The sequence below is a fragment of the Psychrobacter sp. GP33 genome (assembly GCF_014119005.1).
GTDB lineage: Bacteria > Pseudomonadota > Gammaproteobacteria > Pseudomonadales > Moraxellaceae > Psychrobacter.
Map to the genome: position 1 here is coordinate 151,764 of NZ_JACGYX010000005.1, position 22,610 is coordinate 174,373.

At 42.9% G+C, this 22,610-nt stretch carries 20 protein-coding genes; 13 read left to right on the forward strand and 7 right to left on the reverse strand.

Annotation, left to right across the window (positions count from 1 at the left end):
• Nucleotides 1-85 precede the first annotated feature (85 nt).
• Nucleotides 86-544, reverse strand: a complete 459-nt coding sequence (locus tag H2245_RS08455) for a hypothetical protein (RefSeq protein ID WP_182406964.1) — start codon at nt 542-544, stop codon at nt 86-88.
• Nucleotides 545-759: 215 nt separating this feature from the next.
• Here H2245_RS08455 and H2245_RS08460 point away from each other — a divergent pair, with 215 nt between their 5' ends.
• The 6 genes from H2245_RS08460 to H2245_RS08485 all read left to right on the forward strand — a co-directional run bounded on the left by H2245_RS08460 (nt 760) and on the right by H2245_RS08485 (nt 6,647).
• A complete protein-coding gene (locus H2245_RS08460; RefSeq protein WP_182406965.1) occupies nt 760-1,413 on the forward strand; it encodes a UPF0149 family protein in 654 nt (217 codons plus the stop codon).
• Nucleotides 1,414-1,667: 254 nt separating this feature from the next.
• Nucleotides 1,668-2,147: a nucleoside deaminase gene (locus tag H2245_RS08465; protein ID WP_182406966.1), complete on the forward strand. Its 480-nt coding sequence runs from the start codon at nt 1,668-1,670 to the stop codon at nt 2,145-2,147.
• Nucleotides 2,148-2,289: 142 nt separating this feature from the next.
• Entirely contained in the window at nt 2,290-3,513 is a 1,224-nt protein-coding gene (gene argE, locus H2245_RS08470; RefSeq protein ID WP_259365156.1) for an acetylornithine deacetylase, read from the forward strand.
• Between the two features lie 208 nt (nt 3,514-3,721).
• The gene (locus H2245_RS08475; protein ID WP_182406968.1) at nt 3,722-4,447 is read left to right on the forward strand and encodes a LysE family translocator; all 726 of its coding nucleotides are present in this window, start codon (nt 3,722-3,724) and stop codon (nt 4,445-4,447) included.
• Nucleotides 4,448-5,163: 716 nt separating this feature from the next.
• Nucleotides 5,164-6,378, forward strand: a complete 1,215-nt coding sequence (locus tag H2245_RS08480; RefSeq protein WP_182406969.1) for an RtcB family protein — start codon at nt 5,164-5,166, stop codon at nt 6,376-6,378.
• Nucleotides 6,379-6,416: 38 nt separating this feature from the next.
• Nucleotides 6,417-6,647 carry a hypothetical protein gene (locus tag H2245_RS08485; protein ID WP_182406970.1) on the forward strand — a complete coding sequence of 77 codons (231 nt, stop codon included), beginning with the start codon at nt 6,417-6,419 and terminating at the stop codon, nt 6,645-6,647.
• A gap of 124 nt (nt 6,648-6,771) precedes the next feature.
• Here H2245_RS08485 and miaB read toward each other — a convergent pair whose 3' ends face one another.
• The gene (gene miaB, locus H2245_RS08490; RefSeq protein ID WP_182406971.1) at nt 6,772-8,244 is read right to left on the reverse strand and encodes a tRNA (N6-isopentenyl adenosine(37)-C2)-methylthiotransferase MiaB; all 1,473 of its coding nucleotides are present in this window, start codon (nt 8,242-8,244) and stop codon (nt 6,772-6,774) included.
• Nucleotides 8,245-8,854: 610 nt separating this feature from the next.
• Here miaB and H2245_RS08495 point away from each other — a divergent pair.
• From H2245_RS08495 to H2245_RS08510, 4 genes are all read left to right on the forward strand, one after another.
• Nucleotides 8,855-10,837, forward strand: coding sequence for a lytic transglycosylase domain-containing protein (locus H2245_RS08495; protein WP_182407110.1), 1,983 nt, complete (start codon nt 8,855-8,857; stop codon nt 10,835-10,837).
• A 523-nt stretch (nt 10,838-11,360) separates the two neighbouring features.
• The gene (locus H2245_RS08500) at nt 11,361-12,068 is read left to right on the forward strand and encodes a ribonuclease T2 (protein WP_259365146.1); all 708 of its coding nucleotides are present in this window, start codon (nt 11,361-11,363) and stop codon (nt 12,066-12,068) included.
• A 197-nt stretch (nt 12,069-12,265) separates the two neighbouring features.
• Nucleotides 12,266-13,249, forward strand: a complete 984-nt coding sequence (locus H2245_RS08505) for a malate dehydrogenase (RefSeq protein ID WP_182406972.1) — start codon at nt 12,266-12,268, stop codon at nt 13,247-13,249.
• A 236-nt stretch (nt 13,250-13,485) separates the two neighbouring features.
• Nucleotides 13,486-13,725 (forward strand): DUF2789 family protein, encoded by a 240-nt coding sequence (locus tag H2245_RS08510; protein ID WP_182406973.1) that lies wholly within the window; start codon nt 13,486-13,488, stop codon nt 13,723-13,725.
• 121 nt (nt 13,726-13,846) lie between these two features.
• Here the strand turns inward: H2245_RS08510 and ribF are convergent, their stop codons facing one another.
• Nucleotides 13,847-14,887: a riboflavin biosynthesis protein RibF gene (gene ribF / locus H2245_RS08515; protein WP_182406974.1), complete on the reverse strand. Its 1,041-nt coding sequence runs from the start codon at nt 14,885-14,887 to the stop codon at nt 13,847-13,849.
• A 148-nt stretch (nt 14,888-15,035) separates the two neighbouring features.
• Between ribF and H2245_RS08520 the strand changes: the two genes are divergently transcribed.
• Nucleotides 15,036-15,653 (forward strand): GNAT family N-acetyltransferase, encoded by a 618-nt coding sequence (locus H2245_RS08520; protein ID WP_182406975.1) that lies wholly within the window; start codon nt 15,036-15,038, stop codon nt 15,651-15,653.
• 35 nt (nt 15,654-15,688) lie between these two features.
• Here H2245_RS08520 and H2245_RS08525 read toward each other — a convergent pair whose 3' ends face one another.
• The 4 genes from H2245_RS08525 to ampD form a co-directional block, all read right to left on the reverse strand.
• Nucleotides 15,689-16,321: a hypothetical protein gene (locus tag H2245_RS08525; protein ID WP_182406976.1), complete on the reverse strand. Its 633-nt coding sequence runs from the start codon at nt 16,319-16,321 to the stop codon at nt 15,689-15,691.
• 79 nt (nt 16,322-16,400) lie between these two features.
• A complete protein-coding gene (gene murJ, locus H2245_RS08530) occupies nt 16,401-17,951 on the reverse strand; it encodes a murein biosynthesis integral membrane protein MurJ (RefSeq protein ID WP_182406977.1) in 1,551 nt (516 codons plus the stop codon).
• Nucleotides 17,952-18,113: 162 nt separating this feature from the next.
• Nucleotides 18,114-18,632 (reverse strand): hypothetical protein, encoded by a 519-nt coding sequence (locus tag H2245_RS08535; protein ID WP_182406978.1) that lies wholly within the window; start codon nt 18,630-18,632, stop codon nt 18,114-18,116.
• Between the two features lie 29 nt (nt 18,633-18,661).
• A complete protein-coding gene (gene ampD / locus H2245_RS08540; RefSeq protein ID WP_182406979.1) occupies nt 18,662-19,294 on the reverse strand; it encodes a 1,6-anhydro-N-acetylmuramyl-L-alanine amidase AmpD in 633 nt (210 codons plus the stop codon).
• A 149-nt stretch (nt 19,295-19,443) separates the two neighbouring features.
• On the opposite strand from ampD, the gene H2245_RS08545 reads away from it, so the two are divergent.
• Nucleotides 19,444-21,633, forward strand: a complete 2,190-nt coding sequence (locus H2245_RS08545) for a DUF4105 domain-containing protein (RefSeq protein ID WP_182406980.1) — start codon at nt 19,444-19,446, stop codon at nt 21,631-21,633.
• A gap of 50 nt (nt 21,634-21,683) precedes the next feature.
• Entirely contained in the window at nt 21,684-22,541 is an 858-nt protein-coding gene (locus tag H2245_RS08550; RefSeq protein WP_182406981.1) for an NAD-dependent epimerase/dehydratase family protein, read from the forward strand.
• The last annotated feature ends 69 nt before the right edge of the window (nt 22,542-22,610 follow it).

The window sequence follows — 22,610 nt, forward strand, 5'->3', positions numbered from 1 at the left end:
AATCCTACAAGGTATCAAGTTGGGTTAAAGGCATAAGTCGATAAAAATAATGGTAGAGACAGCTATTGGTTAAATTCACCCATTCTTAACCATCTACTTGATCAATATGTGTCAGTCGATCTAAGACCACTTGAGTACGCTCAGATGCCAGTCTATTTTTTTCTTGTAGGTTGATGTTTTTCTTATCGACTTCTGCTATTTGATGTTGCAAGGTCGCGTTTTTCTGCTGTATATCAGCATTTTGTTGTTGCAGTGCTTTATTCTGCTGTTGCAAGTCAGCAAGCTGTTGTTGCAATTTGTCTTGCTCTTCGCCAAGCATATGATGGGCTTCGGCAAGATTTTGATAACGCTCATCAAAGGCGCTCAATTGTTTTTTGAGGGTATCTCGTTCTGTCTGAGTGCTTTCAAGATTGGTCTTCAGCGCGTTAAACTCTTTTGAGCCGCTACTTTGTTGCTTTAGCATATTCAGCTCAGCACTGACCAGTCGATGCTGTTTTTTAATCGTCAGTATCGTTTTTTCTAAATGTAACAGGTGCTCATACATAGTCAGTTTTTACCCTTAACGTGTGAATGTGAATGAATTTTGTGTGATATGTTTAATAATGCCACAGGTGACCGCATTATAGCTATATCAACAAAGTAATTGCACTCCGGACTTTATTTTTTACGGTAGAATCGCATTAGTAACGTAGCGTCCAAGCGTCGCTAGTGTGCCGCGCAATACTTATTATACGCGCATGACTTATTAGGATAATTTTTATGAATGACAATATCTCTGGCTGGAACACATGGTGTGAGGCGTTTGAGGATTGGACAGATGTATCTGTCAGTGAAATACATGGTTTTATGACAGGATTGATGACCGCATGTGATGCCCCTGATGAGCAAGGTTGGGCAACTATTTTAGAAGAGTTGAGCTTTGCGTCGCTACCTGATGCTGCGTTAACGCTGTTGACCGAAGAGGCAGAAGATACGGTTTTTCAGCTTAAAGATAAAGATGATGCCTATGCCTATACGCCACTCGTGCCTGATGATGACCATGACTTATATGAGCGAGTAATTGCACTAAAACAGTGGGCAAATGGCTTTATGACGGGTTTTGGTATCTCTGACTGTCGAATCAGTGCCGAAGAAAATGAGATGCTGATGGACTTGGCAAAAATTGGCGGCATTCGTTTAGAAGACGATGAAGAATATGAAGGCGGCGAGGAATCTTATATTTATATTTATGAGTTTGCGCGCATGATTCCAGTCAGCTTTGCTACGCGCCAACGTAAATCGGTCAAAGATTTAGCATTGATTGCTGGGCTAAAAATGGATGCTAAAACCACCAAAGAGCTGCAAGCAGAAGGCAAATTGCCAAAGCCAATGCCACCTGTCATTGATGTGATGAATCAAAATAATCCGTCGTAAGTGAACTAACTTGCGAACAGTATTTTTTATAAAACAGTGGTCACCAGCCGCTGTTTTTTTTAGTAATAAGACTTTGTAAAATAGCTGTTTTATTTAGTGAAATGGCTTGCAACTAGAGTTACTTTATTCATAAATAAGGTAACTCTCTATGTGATGAGCCTTTGTTATCATAGTCGTGGTATAAAATAGGTGGCGATAACGTTGTGTTGAAATAACAGTATGCCGCGATAACAAGATATAAGAGAGATGGAGTTATGATAACTGATAAAGATAACGCTCATTTGCGCCGTTGTATTGAGCTTGCGACTGAAGCATTAGAGGCAGGAGACGAGCCGTTTGGCAGTGTGTTAGTGGATAGTGATGGTAACGTGATGAACGAAGATCGGAATCGCGCCAATAGTGTGGATGCCACGTACCATCCTGAGATTGCCGTAGCGAAATGGGCAGCGCAAAACATGAGTGCAGCAGCCAGAAAAACAACAGTGGTTTATACGTCAGGTGAGCATTGCGCTATGTGCTCAGCTGCTCATGCTTGGGCAGGGCTCGGTCGTATTGTCTATATTAGCTCTTCAAAACAATTGGGCGAGTGGATGGATGAGGTGGGTGTGGAATCCACATCACCGATTAACACATTATCCATCCAAGAAGTTGCGCCACATATACCCGTTGACGGTCCGATTGCAGGCTTAGATGAAGAGATGAAAGCATTGCAATTGCGCGCATTTAAATACTGATAATTGACATCGATCTCTCATATTGACCTTTAATATTGGCAATTAACGTTACCAATCAAGGTTGTTAGTCAATAAGGCGTAATCGTTGAATTAGGCTGACTGAGGATTTGTGATGACCACCAATAATAAGAGTGAGAATACAATGAGTGATATGATTGATAATACTATGGAGAATGACATTACGAATAGTTATCCCAGTAATAGTGTTGACTGGCTCACGCGTCTGATTGCATTTGATACGGTCAGCCGCTATTCAAATCTTACGTTGATTGAAGATGTGCAGGTTTATTGTGCGCGATTAGGCTTAAGCGTTGATTTGACCTTTAATGAGGCAAGAAGTAAAGCCAATTTATTTGTCACTGTTCCTGCTGGCAAACAAGCTGATATCGTTACGGGTGGCTTGGTGCTATCTGGTCATACCGATGTTGTACCTGTCGATGGGCAGGCATGGACGTCTGATCCCTTTACCGCCACTATCCGTGGGTCGCGTCTTTATGGACGCGGGGCTTGTGACATGAAGGGTTTTATTGCTTGTGCGTTGACGATGTTACCGGATGCGGTGGCGTTGTCTAACAAAGGTCAACTACGTCGCCCGTTGCATTTGGCTTTGTCATTTGATGAAGAGGTGGGTTGCCTTGGTGCGCCATTGATATTGGCAGATTTGGCAGCGCGCAATATCACGCCTGATTATTGTATCGTGGGAGAGCCGACCAATATGACGATGGTGGTCGCGCATAAGGGCATTGCAGTTTATCGCTGCCGTGTGCATGGCAAGTCTGCGCATTCCTCTTTAACCCCGCAAGGGGTCAATGCAATCAGTTATGCCAGTCGTTTGGTGGGCTTTGTCGATACGTTAGCTGAGCAGTTAACCCACCGCGATGATAATGACCCGTTGTTTGATGTGCCTTATTCGACCTTATCAGTGGGTACTATTCAAGGGGGAACGGCAACCAACATCGTGCCAAATTTATGTGAGTTTACCTTTGACTATCGTAATTTGCCACACATGACTCAAGACGATATTTTGCTGCCCATTCAAGCTAAAGTTGCTGAGTTAACGGCGCAAATGCAAGCGCGTGCACCCGAGACAGGTATTGAGTTACAACAGCAAGAAAGCGTACCGGCAATGACCGATGATGACAGTGCTGAGCTGCAACATCTTATTGCCGCACTCGTCACCGATGATAAGCGTCATAAAGTTGCCTATGCCACTGAGGGCGGGCAATTTACCGATGCCGGTATTCCTACTATCATTTGTGGTCCGGGCAGCATTGAACAGGCACATAAAGCCGATGAGTATGTCGAGCTGAGCGAGCTCGAACGTTGTGATAATTTCTTAGCGCAATTATTAGAACGTTGCCGTTAGGAGGGTTGTCCCTGTTTTTAGAATCAGACTTTTACGTCACTTTTAGTCTGATATTTTAGCAGGAGCTGAATAAGCAGTTTATTTTAGCGCCTATTATGGTTTAAACTGTCTCAATAAACACCGCCCTCATGGCGGTGTTTGCTTTTTATATTTAGGGCAGTGAGTGCATTAGCTAAATGTGCACTATTCAAAAAGTAGGGGTTAGTTGATGTCTTGGCATCTGTTTGTGGTATTTTTTGTGAGTACGTTTTTTATATCGGCAACTCCAGGTCCTAATATGTTGCTGGCGTTCCAGTATGGGCTGAATTATGGCGTTAAACGGACGTTATGGACGCTGGCAGGGCTTAGCCTAGGGCTGTTTATTTTACTCTTATCAACCTTATTGGGGCTAGATGTCATCAGTCGCCAATCGCCGTGGATTTTGACGCTGATTAAAGCGGTAGGCGGATTGTATTTACTGTATTTGGGCATTAGTGCTTGGCGTAATGCGGCAAATAATAGCAGCTTGATGGACGATGCACAGATACTGAGTGACGAAGTGGCAGCTAGCTACCCTGATAAGCCGTTGAATATTCCTGCTCCGCGCTCGTTATCGAGTGCTGCCGTGACGATAGCACCCAGCAACTTTATTTTGTTTCGTACCGGCGTTTGGGTTGCCTTATCCAACCCTAAAGCGATTTTATTTTTTGCCGCATTTTTCCCCAAGTTTATTAATTTTTCTCGTTCACTCTGGGCGCAATATGTGGTGCTGACGCTAGCGCTTTATTTGAGTGAGACTATTTGGCAGCTAATTTATACCATCGGTGGCAAAAAACTATCAGGTTGGCTGGATGTTGGCGCGCGTTTGGCGTGGTTGAATCGCGGTTGTGGCGTAATCTTCGTCATCATTGCACTGGCTTTATTAATTGAAGTGGGAAATCATTTTATTCATTAACTAATAAATATTAATTTTTTAGAAAAGCATTTAATAAATTATTTATTTCTAATACATAAAATTTATATTCACTATAAAAAATAATTGACATTTAATTTTAAAGGTTTATTATAATCGTCTATTATCCAATCATACCTAACAATATTTATTGTTTAGCGTATCCAGTTTTATTTGCTGTTGTCAATCATTGGCAATAAGCCACAACCAAGGGAGGAATCATAATGTCACACCTAAATATTCAAACGTTTTTAAAGATGGAGTATGTGGAGAGAACATCAGTGATGATAACCTCACTATGGTTAGGCTAAGTAGCACTCGCTTTATCCGACTGCCTTTGCGTTATCTTAGACCTTTTTGCTAAAAGCATTGTGTTTATAAACTTGTCAGCCATTTTTTTGTTGATATGGTTTGTATACGCATTATATTTTTGCAGTATTGGTCGCCGCTGTATATGACTCCACTTCTCATCCTCTTAAACGTCTAACAAGAACTTATAAAATAAACCTATTTTTATGGATTCTATTTTTTAGAATAAATAAAGATAATGGTTTTTTATTGTCTATTATTTACTAATTCTATTTTTTAACCTTTTTAAGTTAAGGTGAATTAGTGCTGCCTAAATTTAAATAATTAAGACTATGAATTAATAAATAAGCTAATTAATAAAATACCAAAATAACTAAAAAATATAAATAGAAAAACGGAAAAATGAATTCATGAGTATTCAATTAATACTAAATGATAGTGGACACCACGGTGTACCCGTCAAGATTTATACCACTGATATTGACCAAGGCGCGATGGATCAGCTGCGCAATGTGGCAAAATTAGAATTTATCCACTCACATATCGCGGTCATGCCGGATGTGCATGTGGGTATTGGTGCAACGGTGGGCAGCGTAATTCCAACCAAATCGGCGATTATTCCGGCGGCGGTGGGGGTGGATATCGGTTGCGGGATGAATGCGGTGCGCTTGTCCCTGACAGCCAGTGATTTACCCGATAGTTTAAAGTCATTGCGCCTTGCCATTGAGCAGCAAGTGCCGGTCGGTTTTAATATGCATAAGCAAATCGCGGCTAAGATGTCGACACTTGACCCACTTAATAAACGCCTGCAGCCGATTACGGATAAACATCCGGGGCTATTAAAAATGCTCAGAGGTTTTGAGCGGACGTGGGCAAAACAGTTAGGAACTTTGGGCGGTGGCAATCATTTTATCGAGCTATGTTTGGATGAAAATCAAGACGTTTGGGTGATGTTGCATTCGGGCAGTCGTGGTATTGGTAATTGTATCGGGCAATATTTTATTGCTCTTGCCAAAAAGGAGCGCCAATCACGCTTTGGACATGTGCCGGATCAAGACTTGTCTTATTTTGCTGAAGGGTCGAAAAGTTTTGCCGATTACATTGAGGCTGTCGAGTGGGCGCAAGACTATGCTTTGGAAAACCGCCGCGAGATGATGCGCTTGGTAATTGATGCCCTACAATCACGTCAATCTGGATTGCCACTGTTTCAGCTGACCAAAGAGGCGATTAACTGCCATCATAATTATGTCAATGAAGAAGTGCATTTCGGCGAGCAGGTTTATGTCACTCGTAAAGGCGCGATTAGTGCTTACGAAGGCGAGCTGGGTATTATCCCTGGTTCAATGGGCGCCAAGTCCTTTATTGTGCGTGGTCTGGGTAATGATGAATCGTTTTGCTCCTGTTCACATGGCGCAGGGCGACGCATGAGCCGTAGTAAGGCGGTGCGCTCGTTCACTGTTGATGAGCTAAAAGCGCAAACCGAAGGCGTTGAATGTCGAAAAGACAAAAGCGTACTCGACGAAATACCGAGTGCGTATAAAGACATTGATGAGGTGATGGCAAACCAGTCGGACTTGGTAGAAGTGGTGCATACGCTCAAGCAAGTCATGTGTGTGAAAGGCTAACGTCTTCAAATTTTTAAAAGACTAAGATAGGTAAAATAATGAGCTTAAAAGAAACGCTTAAACAAGCCAAAAAAATTGAACGGCAGTTAGAGCAGCAAGAAAAGCAGTCATTTTCACTGGGCGCAGTCAAACCGCGTAATTACTTGGTACTGAATCCGCTATTAAAAAAAGGCGGTATTCATGAAAAAGAAGATATTGACTGTGTGCGTAAAAAACGTCGCCGTGAAACCAAGCAAAACTTGCGGCAGACAGATTGGTTATCAGAATAAAGGTTAATCAAACGCCAAGCCGTTTTCATCCACAAAAAAGCCGTGCACTATCTAACTTAGTGTACGGCTTTTTATTACGATAATTTTTTAATGATTAAGTTTTTAATCGTTAAAATTTTAAAATCTAAGCGACTACTTCTACCAACTCACCTTTTACCATATGCGGACTAACAAAATCAGTGATACGGACGTTGACGATTTTACCCAGTAGCTCATCCATTTTATCTTCGTCATAAGGAAACATTACGGTGCGCGTATTATCCGCCGTACCGATCAAGCAATCAGGATGGCGATTGGCAACTTGCTCGACCAAGACGCGAGCGGTAGTGCCGACCATGTCATGCGATTTTTGTAGCGTTGAGTCGATAATTACTTTTTGGAATTCAGCTAAGCGCGCTTTTTTAGTGGCAAAACTCACATCATCGGGTAATTCTGATGCCGGTGTACCCGGACGTTTAGAATAAATAAAGCTGTAAGAATGGTCAAAGTTTAAATCTTTTGCCAATTGCAAGGTATCTTGAAAATCAGCATCCGTCTCACCCGGAAAGCCAATGATAAAGTCGCTGGATAAATGAATATCGGGGCGCACCGCTTTGAGCTTGTCAATTTGAGTGGTATAGACATCAATGGTATGGTTACGTTTCATCGCTGCTAAAATCGCATTTGAGCCACTTTGTACTGGCAAATGTAGATGCGATACCAATTGTGGTAATTGTGCATAAGCATCGATGATATCATCGGTAAATTCTAGTGGATGGCTGGTGGTATAACGAATGCGCTCAACGCCATCGACATGCGAGACGTAATGCAACAGCTCGGCAAATCGGCAAATGCTTCCATCGTCTTTTTCGCCACGATAGCCATTAACGTTTTGACCCAGAAGGTTAATTTCACGCACGCCTTGCTCGGCTAGAGTATCAATCTCAGCCAATACGTCATCGAGCGGACGCGATAATTCTTCACCGCGTGTATAAGGCACGACACAAAATGAGCAATATTTTGAGCAGCCTTCCATAATAGAGACAAAGGCCTTAAACCCATCGACTTTTGGCTCTGGCAAGAAGTCAAATTTTTCAATACTTGGAAATGATACATCCACCGTACCAATACGATTTTTGGGTGCGATGTCTTTTTGTTCGTTAGATTGATCATACAGCTCAGGCAAGCGGTGCAAGGTTTGTGGACCAAATACCATATCAACATACGGCGCGCGTTTTTGGATGTTATCGCCTTCTTGCGATGCCACGCAGCCGCCAACGCCAATGACCAAATCAGGACGTTTTTCTTTTAATTTGCGCCAGCGTCCAAGTTCTGAAAATACTTTTTCTTGTGCCTTTTCGCGAATGGAGCAGGTGTTCATTAACAGCACATCTGCTTCATCGATATTATGCGTCACTTGCATGCCGTGTGAGTCACCCAGCACATCAAGCATCTTGTCAGAATCATAGACATTCATCTGACAGCCTTGGGTGGTAATAAAGACTTTTTTAACCGCGCTAACCTCTGCTTGCGCAGCACTTGGCTCTACGAGTGCTGTGACAGCAGGGGTTGCGACTGCAGCGTCAACGGTGCGGGGGTCGAATACAGAAACACTCATAAGGATAAGTCCATGATTAGCAAACAAAATATAGTAGCAGCACGCCATTATAGGTGGCGTATTTTATCATAATCGACTACCAATGTGAAAAGTAACCGTTTATGATTAACGATAAGGATAAAAAATTATTAATAATACTATCAACTGCTTAACGTATAATCGTACACAGTGCTGCGCTTATTATAAGCAACAGTGAGCTATTTTTAATAAATAACCAAGGTACGTTTTTGCAAAAAATAAGTTAAATCGTATGTATTATTCAACTTGTGTTACCCCGTACTGTCTTATTCAGAGATAAATGGTAAGGATAGTGGCTGCAAGTGAAAAGAATATAGTAGAATGAACGCGGTATGATAGGGGTGTTAAGTGCCATAGTGACAACCGTTACTATCAAAAACTATCAAAAAATTCTTAAAAAAGCCTTAAATTTGAAAATACTCTAAATCAAGAATGTCTTAAATTTAAAAAACAGATATTAAATAGACATCAAACAAACATTCAGTTAATAAAGAGAATACGTATGACAAAGCAGCCTGCTGCCAATCAAAATCCTCAGTTTAATAATAAGCAGCGCTCGCTACGTTTAGGCGCCTTTAGTGTGGCAGCCGCAATGAGTGCGCTTGGCTTGTCGCAAGTGGCTTGCGCTGACCCTTATGGCAGTTATTCGCAAAACAGCTACGCGCCAGACACTGGTGCCAGCTCTTTTAATGCTGCCGCGCAAGCTGCCAGTCGCGGTGATATCAATGCGCTTTATAATTATGAGCAGATCATGAGTGGCGGCTTATTTGCCATGTATCCGACTTACTGGCGGATGAATTTAGATTTGAATACGCAAAGTTCAGTGGCAGTGGCACAGTTTGCTCGTCAGTATCCAAAGACGGTCATGGCAGAAAAGCTGGTGGCAGATTTTGCTGAGACCAAAGCGGCTTCTGGAGATTATGCATCTGTGCGCCAAGTGGCAAACTTAGTGACCAATCCAGACCGGAGTGAAAGCTGTGCCATTGCCCTTGGCTTCAACCACGGTGGCGATACTATGCGTGCGCTGGCAGAAAAGCCATTTGTTTGGCTGAACACCACAAAGCAACCTGCGTTGTGTGACCAGCTGGCAGCCGAGATGAATAATAATCCACTGATTAGCAATAAGGATAGGACAGCGCGCCTGAAGAGAATGCTGCGTAAAGGCAGTACCGGCGATATCATGGCGTTGTCATCACGATTAGGGCTGTCCATTCCGTATTCGGCATTAAGTGAGATTCAGCTCAATCCCAATGCGTTTCTAACTCGTTTTGCTAGCCAACCCGCCAGCCAAGTCAATCAATACCTTTATCTTTACGCCATTGGACGCATTGCCGATAAATCTTACCGGGAGGCGGCGCAGCAAGTTGAGTTTGACATCAGCCGAGACAACCAACGCGCTCAAAAATTATTAAATGAAGAAACGCGCCGTTATGCCTATCGCACTGTGGCGGTCAAGCGCATGGGTTTTAATACCGATGATGGCTTTGATATCGAAGCGGTAAACTGGTTTCGTAATAGCTTAGATAATGATTTTAATCAAGAAGAAGCTGAAGAATACGCCAAAGCCGCGATTCGCTTTAGCCGCTGGGATGACGTTGTGGAAGCCATTTCCAGAATGGATGCTGAAACCCAAAAGTCCAACCAATGGCAGTACTGGCTTGCGCGTGCCTACGAGCAATCAAATGATAATAACAAACGTAATATCGCCAAAAAAATGTATCAGCATTTAGCGAAGAGTAACGAATACTATGGCTTAATGGCGAAAGATAAAGTCGGACAGCGCTTAGATGCTAATCGTTTGGGCAATAGCTTGCCGAATATAAGTGGCTCAGATCGCACCCGCGTGATGCAGAATCCACACTTCGCTCGTGCTTTTGCCTTATACAATGCCGATGCCAATCGTAACGATGCCAACCGCGAATGGAACTGGGCGGTGAAGCAGGCACGCGATAATCGTGATGATAATTTAATCATTGCCGCCGCTCGCCAAGCACACGATATGGGCTGGCTTGACCGTGCGGTTTATGCTGCTGACAATACCAATACGGCTACCAACCTTGCACTATCGCATCCGATGCCGCACCAAAGCTCTGTAGTACGATATAGTCAATCTGTCGGTATTGATCCTGCGTGGGCATATGGCATTATGCGTCAAGAAAGCCGTTTTGTCAGCTCCGCGCGCTCGAATGTTGGCGCTAGTGGCTTGATGCAAATCATGCCCGATACCGCAAAATATATCGCCCGTAATTTAGGTGAGTCTTATAGCGCCAGCCGTGCCAATAGTGGCGATACCAATATCCGTTATGGCACATGGTACATGAGTGATATTCTTGCAAAACTAAATTATCAGCCTGTATTGGCAACCGCGGGTTACAACGCTGGACCTAATAAAGCCAAACGTTGGCAGCCCAATTATGGCGCGTTAGCCGCTGATCAATATGTTGAATCGATTGCTTATCCTGAAACCCGAAATTATGTCAAGCACGTGATGGAAAACGCCACGATTTATAGCAGTTTACTTGGTCGCCCACAAGGCATCAGTCAGCGCATGGGCACTATTCCTGCTGGGTTTTAATCAGATTATTTGAGCGTACCGTTTTATGATAAAAGGCTTGATGGGCTTAGCGATTTTTGATAAATAAAGGAACGTTTTAGACAGCTTTTGCTCACAGAGCTCATAATATAAGTGCTTGGTTATTGATAACTGAGTGCTTATTTTTTTGACCATTTATCGTGGATTGCGGTGCGCTCACCACTGACTATTAAATCAATAACACTGAATGTTGCTTTCTTATCTCCCGACTATTGGTTGGAATATACCGACAATCATATCAAGCTTACGATTCTGCTATAGATTAAAACCATAAAATTGCTACTATTGTCAGAATTATCAGCTACTTATTATTTGCTAGATTATTCTTCAATTAACTGTATTTTTACGTGTTTCTTAAGTTTGTTTAATTGAATTCATTACGTTAGAACATTGCTGAGTTATAAGTGCATTATAAAAAAGCTGGGTAAGTTAAAGATTTCTATCACTTTTTTTCGACTCTAATGTCATTATTCCTGTTCGAGAACCGCTAGATGCCATATTCCTTATGATAAAAAAACACTTTAAGTCAATGCTGCAGACCATTACTCAAACTTCTTATAATAGCGCCAGTAACAACACGCACGTTGTAGTGACTGCTGGCACTGTGCTACTGCTACAGGGAATAGTATTATTACCTGCTCAAGCAGCAAATCCGGTTAGATCAGGTCAGCAAGTGCTGATGATTGAGATGACGCCCGCATTATGTAGTCTGCAACCGTCGCGCGCGCGAATGCGACAATGTCTTGAAGGTTACTCATTAACAGTGTCTGGGTTGGACTTAGGTTATGGCGAGCGCTGTGGACGCGGCAGTGAGCCACGTTTGACGCCACTCCAGTTAAAAGTGGTTAATCGTATCATGCCGGACAGCACAGTACGCAGCCAAGCATGGCAACGTTATGGTGCTTGTAGCCCACTGAGCTCGAGCAGCTATTTTCGGCTAATTGTCAATCATGCCGGTCAACTCAAGCTACCCAATGAACTGAATACGGGTAACAGCTATACGGTATCAAAATCACGCTTCGTTGGACAAATGGCGCGCCTAAATAATGGCATGACACCTGCTGGTATTGACTTGATTTGTCAAAAAGACAGCCGCCGTCGTCAGTCTGTTTTGACCGATGTCCATGTCTGCTATGAAGGCGGGCAGTATGCAAATTGTAGTAATGTGGTGGATAATTGCGGTAAAAACTTTATTATTTCTGGTGGTAAGTGACCAACTTGAGATAAATCGTATCATTATAAAATGTAACAATATAGCCAAACAGTAGCCGTGTATTCACTGTATTGTCTCTAGACGATTTACTAAACGAAGTGCTACACTAACCCTCGGTTTATGACTGCTATTATGCATATAGCCGGTCGCTATCTACATAATCATGAATCATCCAATAATCAATTAAGGAATATTCTATGAAACAGCCTGTTCGTGTTGCCGTAACTGGCGCTGCTGGTAATATCAGCTATGCCATGCTTTTTCGCATTGCATCTGGTGAGATGTTAGGTAAAGATCAGCCGGTTATTTTGCAATTACTCGAAATCGCGCCTGCGCTTGATGCGTTAAAGGGTGTGGTCATGGAATTAGAAGACTGTGCATTTCCGTTATTGGCAGGTATTGTACAAACGGATGATGCAACCGTTGCCTTTAAAGATGTTGATTATGCGTTATTGGTTGGTTCACGTCCGCGTGGTCCAGGTATGGAACGTAAAGATTTGTTAGAAGCCAACGCGGCTATTTTCTCAGCGCAAGGTAAAGCATTAAACGACGTAGCAAGCCGTGATGTAAAAGTATTGGTCGTCGGCAACCCTGCGAACACCAACGCCGTTATTGCTCAGCGTAACGCACCAGATTTAGACCCGCGTAATTTCACTGCAATGACCCGTTTGGATCATAACCGTGCCATGGCGCAGTTGGCGCAAAAAACCGACAGCACCGTTAATGATGTGAAAAAAATGACCATCTGGGGCAATCACTCATCGACTCAGTATCCTGATTTGACGTCTTGTACTGTGAACGACAAGCCTGCGTTAGATTTGGTAGATCGTGACTGGTACGAAGCGACTTATATCCCAGAAGTACAACAACGCGGTGCTGCTATTATTAAAGCGCGTGGTGCATCTTCTGCTGCGTCTGCTGCCAATGCCGCTATTGCTCACGTTCGTACATGGGTTATGGGTACTGATGAGAATGATTGGGTATCAATGGGTGTCTACTCAAACGGCGAATATGGCATCTCTAAAGGCTTGATTTACTCGTTCCCATGTACTTGCAGCAATGGTGATTGGACTATCGTAGAAGGCGTTGATGTGTCATCTGATTTCTCAAAAGAGAAAATGGCAGCCACTGAGCAAGAGCTTAACGAAGAGCGTGATGCGGTATCTCATTTACTACCATAATAAGTAGATGGTAGCTAATCTGCTTTGAACGTTTGGTATAAAAAAGCCTTCTTTAATTCGAGGGCTTTTTTACGTCTTTAATTTAAGCTATTAGATTCTAGATGTTAACATAAGTGGTAACGTTGAATAACAGTTCTTGGAATAAGGCTTGCTACAATAAATGCGTTAACAAAGTTTTTAATTTAAAAATTAAATAATGGTTAGTACCATAAGTAGAAAACTCAAGGAGAACAAAAATGTTAGGCGAACCTGAATACAGTATTAATGAATTATTTGCTCAATTAGGCTTAGATAGTTCAGATGACGCGATTGATGCGTTTGTTGAAAAGAATCAGTTGGCAAAAGATGAGTCTTTGACTGATGCCAGTATTTGGACTGCACAGCAATGTATGTTTCTACAAGAAGAATGGAAGAAAGATGCCGCTTGGGTTGAAGTGATTGATGATTTAAACGTGCGTTTACATCCGCAAGCTTGATATCTGTTTTGGTCATAAGCTGATAGTTTAAAATTATATGAATCGTATAAAAAACCCACAATTATTATCATCGTGGGTTTTTTGTTTTTAAAGTAATAATCAGGTATAGCCTTGATGCTTTTCACTTTAACTGCTGTTCCCGCCACGCTAGTAACTCTACCACGTCCTGTTTAATACCTGTCTTTAATGCCTCTAAACCGCCGTAATGGCGCTCACCATGCAAGAAGTGCAAAAACCGTACTTCTAAAGTCTGATCGTATAGATTGGCGTGTAAGTGTGGGAAATGTACTTCTAAGCGCCAGTCGTGTGGTTTATCTATTGACGGTCGGATACCAACATTCGCAGCGCCAAATAAGCTGTGCGCACGAAGACCTGATAGCCCTATTTGCCCATCTTCTATGAGTGCATTAAAACCGTTTTCTACTACCTGTCCATTAGTATCCAGTATCACCACATCGACCGCAAAAATACCATGCAGTGCAGGTTTTATACGAGCAAGGTCGATATTTGCCGTGGGGAAATCCATGGTACGACCGATTTTATCACCGCCAATAACCGTTCCCGTGATTGTATAATCTCGGCCTAATAATTGACTAGCTTCATTGATATTACCGGCTAGTAGTAAGTTACGAACGCGGGTTGAGCTGATACGTTCACTGGCGGCGCTGTGGTCAGTAACCGTATCCAAGTTGATGACCAGCAAACCATACTGACGCAAAAATTCACTATCGCCCGTCCGATCATGCCCAAAGCGAAAATCATCTCCGAGCACCAAAGCTTTGACGTTTAAACGCTGCACTAATAAATCAGCAAAGGCGTGCGCGGAGAGCGCTCGAAACTCTGCATCGAAGCTAGCAACGATTAAAGTCTCAACACCATAGGCTGCTAATAAGGCTTGTTTTTCTGCCAAATTGGTCAGGCGCGCTGGTGCGGATTCGGGTGCAAAAAACTCTCGCGGCTGCGGCTCGAATAGCATCACTGCTGAGCTAAGCTTGTGCGTATTGGCTAACGTCTGCATTTGGGCGAGCATGGCTTGATGCCCTAAATGAACCCCATCAAAGTTGCCAATAGTCAGCACACAAGGCGCTAACGCTACCGGTTGGCGTTCAGTGGCTAGACCGGCTGGTGGCGCAAGCAATTGCTCAAGAAAGTAAGTTTTCATATATTTGCAGCTATGCTAAGACCAAATAAAAATAAAAACACAGTTAGCTAAGAGGTTGCTGTGTCCAAAACTTGCCATTATAAAGTAAAATAGCAAGACTGACATCATTAACCATAAATCACTAGCTATATATAGTAAGAGGCTTGCAATGACTGCTTTGATTGACAACAATACGACAGCCGTCATGCTTAATGAGCAATTTGTAGTACAACGCGCCCAGGACGCTGACTTAGCAGAGATTTTGGCGATTTATAATCAAAGCGTCGCGGGCAAACAAGCAACGGCAAATTTAACCCCAGTGACGATGGCTGAACGAATTGATTGGTTTAACGAGCATATCAATAATGAAAAGCGTCCAATTTACGTGGTTAAAGCTATTGATATCGCAACACAAAATACTGAGCAATCTACTATTCAGAATAGTAAGCAGGCGGGTTTTGCTTCGCCAATAGTGGCATGGGGTAGTTTTAGTGATTTATATGCGCGTCCGGCTTACCATATTAGTAGTGAAATCAGCATTTATTTGCATCAAGACTATCACGGGAAAGGGCTGGGCGGGTTACTGGCACGATGGATGTTGACCCAAGCACCCAGTCTGAGCATTCGAAATGTAGTGGCACTGATTTTTGCCCACAATCAGCCAAGTTTGGGTTTATTTACCAAGCTTGGCTTTACGCAGTGGGGTTATATGCCGCAAGTCTGTGACATGCAAGGGTTTATTGCCGATGTGGTGATGCTTGGTAAAGCGGTATCTGTTGATGATTAAATCGTACTTTAGCTGCTTTATCTGTGCTTACTGTTTTAGCCCAAAATTTTCCACTGACCGTCTATTTTTTGGAGTATATAACTCAATGGCGCAGGTTCACTTTGGTTTTTTAGTTTTAATTCACCGATAACTGTGGCGCGAGTTTTGTCTTTATTATATTTAGTTTCAATGATGGTAACGGACTCAACGGTTTGCTGAAAGGCAAACTGGGTATTTTTCAGCTCTTCCTCAAAGTTTGCCATGTCCACTTGGTAATAAGTTGCTGCCTTTTTAACATCGCCATAATATAACGTGTCTAGCGCCAGTTTTACTGTATCTTCTGCTGTGCCCACTTCGGTAGGATTGGTTAGCAAACTTGGCTGCTTAGTAGCGGCTGCGATAGGGCTGATGGCTTTACTAACCATTTCCGTGTCGCTGGTGCTCGTTGTAGAATCAGACGTGCTGTCAGTCGTCGCAGTTGCTTCAGCGTCAGGATCATCAATCGTGCTGCTATCAATAGTGTCTACTGTCTCAGTTACTGGCGTAGTGTTAACATCTTTTTCCGTTACTACTACCTCTGTTTTATCGTCAGTGTCCTTGCTACAACCACTTAATAATAATCCCGCACCTAATATACTGGTCGCAAACAGCATAGGTAATCGTTGCAACGTTAACGAAGATACTTTCATAACAAACCTCAAAATTTATGGATACAGTCAGCATATAGGCATGTGTATATTTAGTGATAAATGTGGTAGTTGCTGAGCTTTAACCATGCTTAAGTTGATGCGGACGAAAGCCAGTTGCCAATAATACGCCGCCATAAATGACCGCCCCAACGACACACATGATCATCAACGCAACGACGCGCTGCCATTGTGCTGAATCGGTTGGGAAGTAGGGCAGCATGGCATAAAGTGCCGCAATCATTGCGCCTGCCGCAAGGAAGAACTGCGTAAATAGCTTTTTCCAGTGGCTGCCAAAACGGAAAATTTCGCGTTGATGTAAGAAGTAATAGAGTAAGCCTGCATTGACAAACGAAGCAGCTGTAGTGGCGAGTGCCAAACCACCATGCAATGGAATATCGAAAAAGTAAAAGATACCAATAAAAATGACGCTAAAAACCATGTTAGCAAAGACAGAAATAATACCAATACGTACTGGTGTACGAATGTCTTGACGGGCAAAGAAAGCTGGCGCAAAGATTTTTATCAACATAAAACCTAAAATACCACCTGACATACTGCGCAGTGCCAGTGAGCTCATCTGCGCATCACGCAGCGTAAATTCACCGCGCATAAATAACGCCTGCATGAGTACGTCAGACAGTATAAATAAAGCGGCAGCAGCCGGTAAACCCACCAAAATAATCAAACGTGCTGCCCAATCAATCGTTTTTCTAAAGCTGATATCATCTTTTTGCGCTTCACTTTTTGATAAGCTTGGCAAAATAACCGTACCGATAGCAACACCGATTAATCCCAGCGGCAGCTCACTCATACGCTCCGCAGCATACAGCCACGATACCGAACCGCCAATCATCAGCGAGGCAAAGACGGTATTCAACAGTAGATTAATTTGCGTTACTGAAACCCCAAAAATAGCGGGCAGCATCAGCTTTAAGATACGTCTAACCCCTTCATGTTGAAAGTCGATTTTCGGCAGTACCAACAGTTTTTGCTGCGACAATTGTGGCAATTGGATAAGCAGCTGCAATAATCCTGCAATCGCTACCGAATAGCCAAGCGCCATAATCGGTGTATCAAACATGGGCGCAAAAACCAGCGCACCGCCAATCATACATAGGTTGAGTAATACTGGTGCGAAAGCAGGTGCAGCAAAGCGTCCGTAGCTCTGTAAAATGCCACTAGCAAAAGCAGTCATGGAAATAAATAATAAATAGGGGAAGGTCAAGCGCAGCAGCTCAGTGGCAATACCAAATTTATCAGGTTGGTCAGCAAAACCAGGGGCAAATAACGTTATCACCCACGGAGCCATCAAGATGACTACTAAGGTCAGCATAGACAAAATTAACATCAATGCGCCTGAAGTACGACTGACTAAAATCTGCACCTCTTGCAGACTATATTTTTCTTTGTACTCTGATAACACTGGCACAAACGCTTGACTAAATGCCCCTTCGGCAAACAGTCTGCGCAAAAAATTGGGGATTTTAAAGGCGACCAAAAAGGCATCCATCAATCCGCCAGCGCCAAATACCCCTAATAATACGATGTCACGTACCAAACCTAAAATACGCGACAGCATGGTCATGCTACTAACCACCATCGTTGAACGAAATAACCGACTTTTTGCCATGAGAACCTATTATGCGAATTTATCTATTAATGTTGTTTATTAATATGCTGAGGTCGAAAAAACTGTCGGATTATAGCATTTTCATAACATAGATAAATGGCTTCCATACAAATGGCTTGGCTAGCTGAATTATGATTATAATCCTAGTAGATTACTTGATAACTAAATCGTCTTATAAATCTCATTCAGTAGATTAAATAATTCGGAGCGTTTATCAATGATAGTTTTTCTATAGTTGGCTGTATCATTGTTATCGAAATGTGCATCTAAAGATTCCACTCTTTTTTTAAATGCTATTACCGTTTCCCCATATTCTCTTAGTTTAACTGAAGCATTGTTGTATCCAAATAAGAGTAGTAAAGACTCTGCTGTCGTTAATTCACTGAAGCTGTCAAATAATTTTTGTTGAGTATCTCTCAAACTGTTAGACATAGGGATAGAAGTATCCAAAATTAACCTGCGCCGCCAATCAGTGACGAATGCCCAGTAGTTTAAAGTAATAGTATTAAAATTCTCCACTTTCTCTGCAACTTCTTTTAGCATCTCGAACTCGCGTTCTACTTTAGATTTTTTAAGCTCATTACGATGTTGGGTTGAAGACAATAAAAAAGCAATAACGCCAGCTATCAACGCTCCTAATCCTATTTTTACGGCTGAATCGACCACTTCAATCCAAGTCATAGCTTTCCTAATTTATAAAAGTGGGGTGATTAATTTTGTTCTAATAATCCCGCAATATCTGCGCGCAATTTTGTCCATTCAAAATAATCACCTGGATCCGTTTTACGATTTGGCGCAATATCACTATGTCCGGTTAAATGCCGCCGTGTTTTAGGGTAGGCATGATAGATTGCAGTCACCACTTGTGCCAGAATCTCATATTGAACCTCGGTAAACGGCACAAAATCTGAGCCTTCAAGCTCAATGCCAATGCTATAATCATTACATTCAGGTCTACCAAGGTAGCTCGACCTGCCAGCATGCCATGCCCGATCATTAAAGTTTACAAACTGAGTGATGCTACCATTGCGTTCAATAAAAAGATGCGAGGAAACCTCAGCACCTTCAATTTTTTGAAAATAAGGGTGCGCTTGCCAGTCTAATTGATTGGTAAATAAAGCTTTGACATAATGCCTACCATCCACGCTGCACGCGCCAAACTCATTCGGTGGTAAGCTAATATTATGAATGACGATCGTATCAATGCTCATGCCAGCAGGGCGCTCATTATAGTTCGGTGAACATAACCATGTGGCTGCTGATAAGCGCCCATCACTGATCGTCATTGGAGATACTGAACGTGATAATGTTATTGGTGTTGACAGTGGTAAGGTAGTGGACATAACAGCCTCTATTATAAGGGATAGCCAAGTGTGCACCCAATGAATATGATGAGCAAACGTTATAGCATATTATGCCGATTAATCTTATTAACCCAGTAGTGTTAAAATCGCTCATCACATATACATCATAAAATAAGAGGTGCTACGCTATGTCGAATATTTCTAATGCTTTTACCCACTGTCATACGTCGCAGCCCATCTGTCAGCGTACCTACTTACCGTTGGTTATTGCCGGTCTGTTATTCAGCACGCAGTCACACGCTATATTACCGACCCCCTTGTCACTGGTGACCACTGGCGAATTAGCACCCACTAATGCCGATACCACTACCGTGAAACGTAGCATTACACGCGCCACGGATAATAGCATCCTTATAAATAATAACAGTGCAGATAATAATATTAATCATAAAACTAGCAATAGCGCTGGCAAGCAAATGGTTAACTCTAATACCAGTGGTAATGCTAATGCTGAGCAATTATTAACCACATGGCGGCAGCAAGTGCAAACGGACAATCTAGCCGAGCATACAACGTGGCGGCGACTGCTGTATATTATTGACGATAAAAAAGGCTTGTTTGCTAAAAAAAATACGAAAAGTGAAGTTGATGATGCCGAGTTTTTCTTAACGCCGAATGGACAACAAGACGCCGCTGCTGAGCTTGATGCCCTATTGGTAGCAATGGCGGAACAAGTAGCATTGCCTGCCGACACTGCACGCACGGTTGCAAATGATTCTGCCCTTTGCCGATTTCCAGCGCGTGTACAATGGCTTGCTGAGACATTGAGTATTGATAAGGCTGAGCTGCAAGTCGCATGCCCAGAGCTCGATGACTGGATGGCAACGATAGCGCCAAAGCAGCTGTCAGTTATGTTTGCACAGGAGTATTTGGACAATCCGATATCTGCTTTTGGGCATACTTTATTACGCATTGACTCGGCAGCCAGCGCTAAAGACTTTACCCAAATTCATCATGCTTATGCCCTAAATGATACCGTTGATGGCGATAATAAGGATAATTTTGCGCTTTTTGCCATCAAGGCCATGAGCGGACGTTATGATAATTTGATTGAAATTGACCCATATCCAAAGAAATTAGCCGATTATCTCAAAAACGATGAGCGAGATACTTGGACGTATCAGCTTGATTTGACGCCTGCAGAAGTCCAACAGATTATGTTACACGTGTGGGAAACTAAGGATTTGTCGATACCTTATTATTTTGCAACCGATAACTGTGCTTCTGAGATTTTGCGTCTTATCGATGTGGTACGCCCTAACCAGCAGTTATTAAGTCAGCTGCCTTATGTGGTGATTCCCTCTGATGTGGTCAATTTACTGAATCGTGAAAAGTTACTAACCAACACTCGTTATACTCCAGCGGACGATACCATCCGCCAAGCGCAGCTTAATACTGCGCAAAAGCAGGCAAGATTGGGTTATCAGTCTTTGAGTGAAGACGATATCAATAACATTGCCTCGCCAATTATTAATCCGGTATCTAGCCTATCCAAGAATGGTCAAACCTTATTGCCATTGACCATCTCCGCCCCTGATAACAATCCGCTTGATCGTCACCCCATGCAACGCGCCCATGTTGGAATTGGGCAGCGCGGCGATAATAGCTATATCGATGTTGGTCTGCGGGCAGGCTTGCACGATACGCTGGATCGCCCCGCCGGATTTGGTCAGTTTTTTAATTTAGAAGGATTGGCGGCAACCTTACGTTTTTACGATAATGATGAAGATAGCAACGGCAATGCGCCAAAGAGTACTGTGTTGCAAAATTTCACCTTGATTCGTGGGCGCTCATTTAATCCAGTAAATTCTGCTAAGAAAGGCAAAACGTGGGGCGCAAGTATTGAAGCGACCCGTGTTAATGATGGCTCGCAACAAGACGGCACCGACCATTTAGTGGGTAGCACGACGTTAGAGTATGGAAAATCGTGGGCATTTGGTGCACCGCGTACCGATACCTCAGGTTTGATAAGTGGTGAGATGCCGCCGCAGCTTTGTTATGCTTTTGGCACGGGGGCAGTGCAAGGCGGGCGCGGGCTGAATAGAGGCTATCGTGTTGGCGCTGGCGTAAACGCGGGTTGCCACTATCAGATTAACAATCAGTTACGTGCGCAAGCTGAATTGCAACTGCCGTATTGGTATCATGGCAGCAGCGACGCGCCTGATGTTCGTGGTCATTACTGGCAGCCGATAACCACCCTTGGGCTGCACTATGATATTGATAAAAAGCAAGCATTGCGCCTTGACGCCAGTTATGAATGGCAAGATCGCATCAATGCCAATGACGATATTAAACTGGCCTATATGCGTTATTTCTAACAATTAATTTTAAGTAATTTATTCAAAATAAATATAAATAAGGATAGCTGATGACGACGCAACAATGGCTGATTATTGGACAAGGCGATATTGGTTTGCCAGTGACCAATCGACTTGTACAAGATTCTTTACAAGATAGTGTCGCCGTAACGGGCCTGGCGCGTAGTGAACGTAGCCAATACGCTTTGGATGATAAGGCGGATTTTATCCAAGCGGACGCATTAACATTAACGGCTGAGCAATTGCAAGAGTTTACCCGTATTGCAGTTATTGTGACGCCTGATGATTATTCAACGGATGGCTATCACGCCAGCTATTTAGCAATTTGCCAGCATTTAGCCACACTTGCGGATAAATTAATTAACCTTGAGCGTATTATTTTCATCTCATCAACAGGTGTTTATGGGCAAAATAATGGTGAGTGGATTGATGAAAATACTGCGCCTATCGTACCTGAGCGCGGCGCATCAAAAATTATATTGCAAGCGGAACAAGCATTACAACAGGGCTTTGGCGATAAAGCGATTATTATTCGTCCAAGTGGTATCTACGGACGCGAGCGGTTGATGCGTCTACGTAAAGCCCGCGAAGAACAAAAAGCGCCGATTGCTGCTGAGGATTGGAGCAACCGCATTATGGACAGCGATTTGGTCGCGATTATCGTAAAAGTATTGACAATAGATATGCCAAAACCTATTTATATTGCCACCGATTACGCGCCGGTGACGATTTTCGAATTAACTAAGTGGCTTAGCCAGCAAATCAGTGCCACATTGCCAGAAGTCGATACTTCAAAATCTGCTGTTACGGGGAAACGGTTACATAGCAACATTCCGTTAGCTTGGCTCACTTATCCTGATTGGCAAGCCGGTTATCAAGATATTTTGCGATATCATGATGATGGTTAATAAAAAAAGAGCCTAAATTGCTTACCAGAATTTTTTTCGATTTCGTTTTTACTTGATATGACTATTGTC

Excerpts from the sequence above, each read along its gene's own strand:
- argE (WP_259365156.1), top strand. The coding sequence starts at position 2,290 with ATGAGTGATATGATTGATAATACTATGGAGAATGACATTACGAATAGT.
- H2245_RS08475 (WP_182406968.1), top strand. The coding sequence starts at position 3,722 with ATGTCTTGGCATCTGTTTGTGGTATTTTTTGTGAGTACGTTTTTTATA.
- H2245_RS08455 (WP_182406964.1), bottom strand. The coding sequence starts at position 544 with ATGTATGAGCACCTGTTACATTTAGAAAAAACGATACTGACGATTAAA.
- H2245_RS08510 (WP_182406973.1), top strand. The coding sequence starts at position 13,486 with ATGTTAGGCGAACCTGAATACAGTATTAATGAATTATTTGCTCAATTA.
- H2245_RS08480 (WP_182406969.1), top strand. The coding sequence starts at position 5,164 with ATGAGTATTCAATTAATACTAAATGATAGTGGACACCACGGTGTACCC.
- H2245_RS08545 (WP_182406980.1), top strand. The coding sequence starts at position 19,444 with ATGTCGAATATTTCTAATGCTTTTACCCACTGTCATACGTCGCAGCCC.
- H2245_RS08505 (WP_182406972.1), top strand. The coding sequence starts at position 12,266 with ATGAAACAGCCTGTTCGTGTTGCCGTAACTGGCGCTGCTGGTAATATC.
- H2245_RS08485 (WP_182406970.1), top strand. The coding sequence starts at position 6,417 with ATGAGCTTAAAAGAAACGCTTAAACAAGCCAAAAAAATTGAACGGCAG.
- H2245_RS08525 (WP_182406976.1), bottom strand. The coding sequence starts at position 16,321 with ATGAAAGTATCTTCGTTAACGTTGCAACGATTACCTATGCTGTTTGCG.
- H2245_RS08500 (WP_259365146.1), top strand. The coding sequence starts at position 11,361 with ATGATAAAAAAACACTTTAAGTCAATGCTGCAGACCATTACTCAAACT.
- H2245_RS08460 (WP_182406965.1), top strand. The coding sequence starts at position 760 with ATGAATGACAATATCTCTGGCTGGAACACATGGTGTGAGGCGTTTGAG.
- H2245_RS08465 (WP_182406966.1), top strand. The coding sequence starts at position 1,668 with ATGATAACTGATAAAGATAACGCTCATTTGCGCCGTTGTATTGAGCTT.
- H2245_RS08520 (WP_182406975.1), top strand. The coding sequence starts at position 15,036 with ATGACTGCTTTGATTGACAACAATACGACAGCCGTCATGCTTAATGAG.
- murJ (WP_182406977.1), bottom strand. The coding sequence starts at position 17,951 with ATGGCAAAAAGTCGGTTATTTCGTTCAACGATGGTGGTTAGTAGCATG.
- ribF (WP_182406974.1), bottom strand. The coding sequence starts at position 14,887 with ATGAAAACTTACTTTCTTGAGCAATTGCTTGCGCCACCAGCCGGTCTA.
- H2245_RS08535 (WP_182406978.1), bottom strand. The coding sequence starts at position 18,632 with ATGACTTGGATTGAAGTGGTCGATTCAGCCGTAAAAATAGGATTAGGA.
- ampD (WP_182406979.1), bottom strand. The coding sequence starts at position 19,294 with ATGTCCACTACCTTACCACTGTCAACACCAATAACATTATCACGTTCA.
- H2245_RS08550 (WP_182406981.1), top strand. The coding sequence starts at position 21,684 with ATGACGACGCAACAATGGCTGATTATTGGACAAGGCGATATTGGTTTG.
- H2245_RS08495 (WP_182407110.1), top strand. The coding sequence starts at position 8,855 with ATGAGTGCGCTTGGCTTGTCGCAAGTGGCTTGCGCTGACCCTTATGGC.
- miaB (WP_182406971.1), bottom strand. The coding sequence starts at position 8,244 with ATGAGTGTTTCTGTATTCGACCCCCGCACCGTTGACGCTGCAGTCGCA.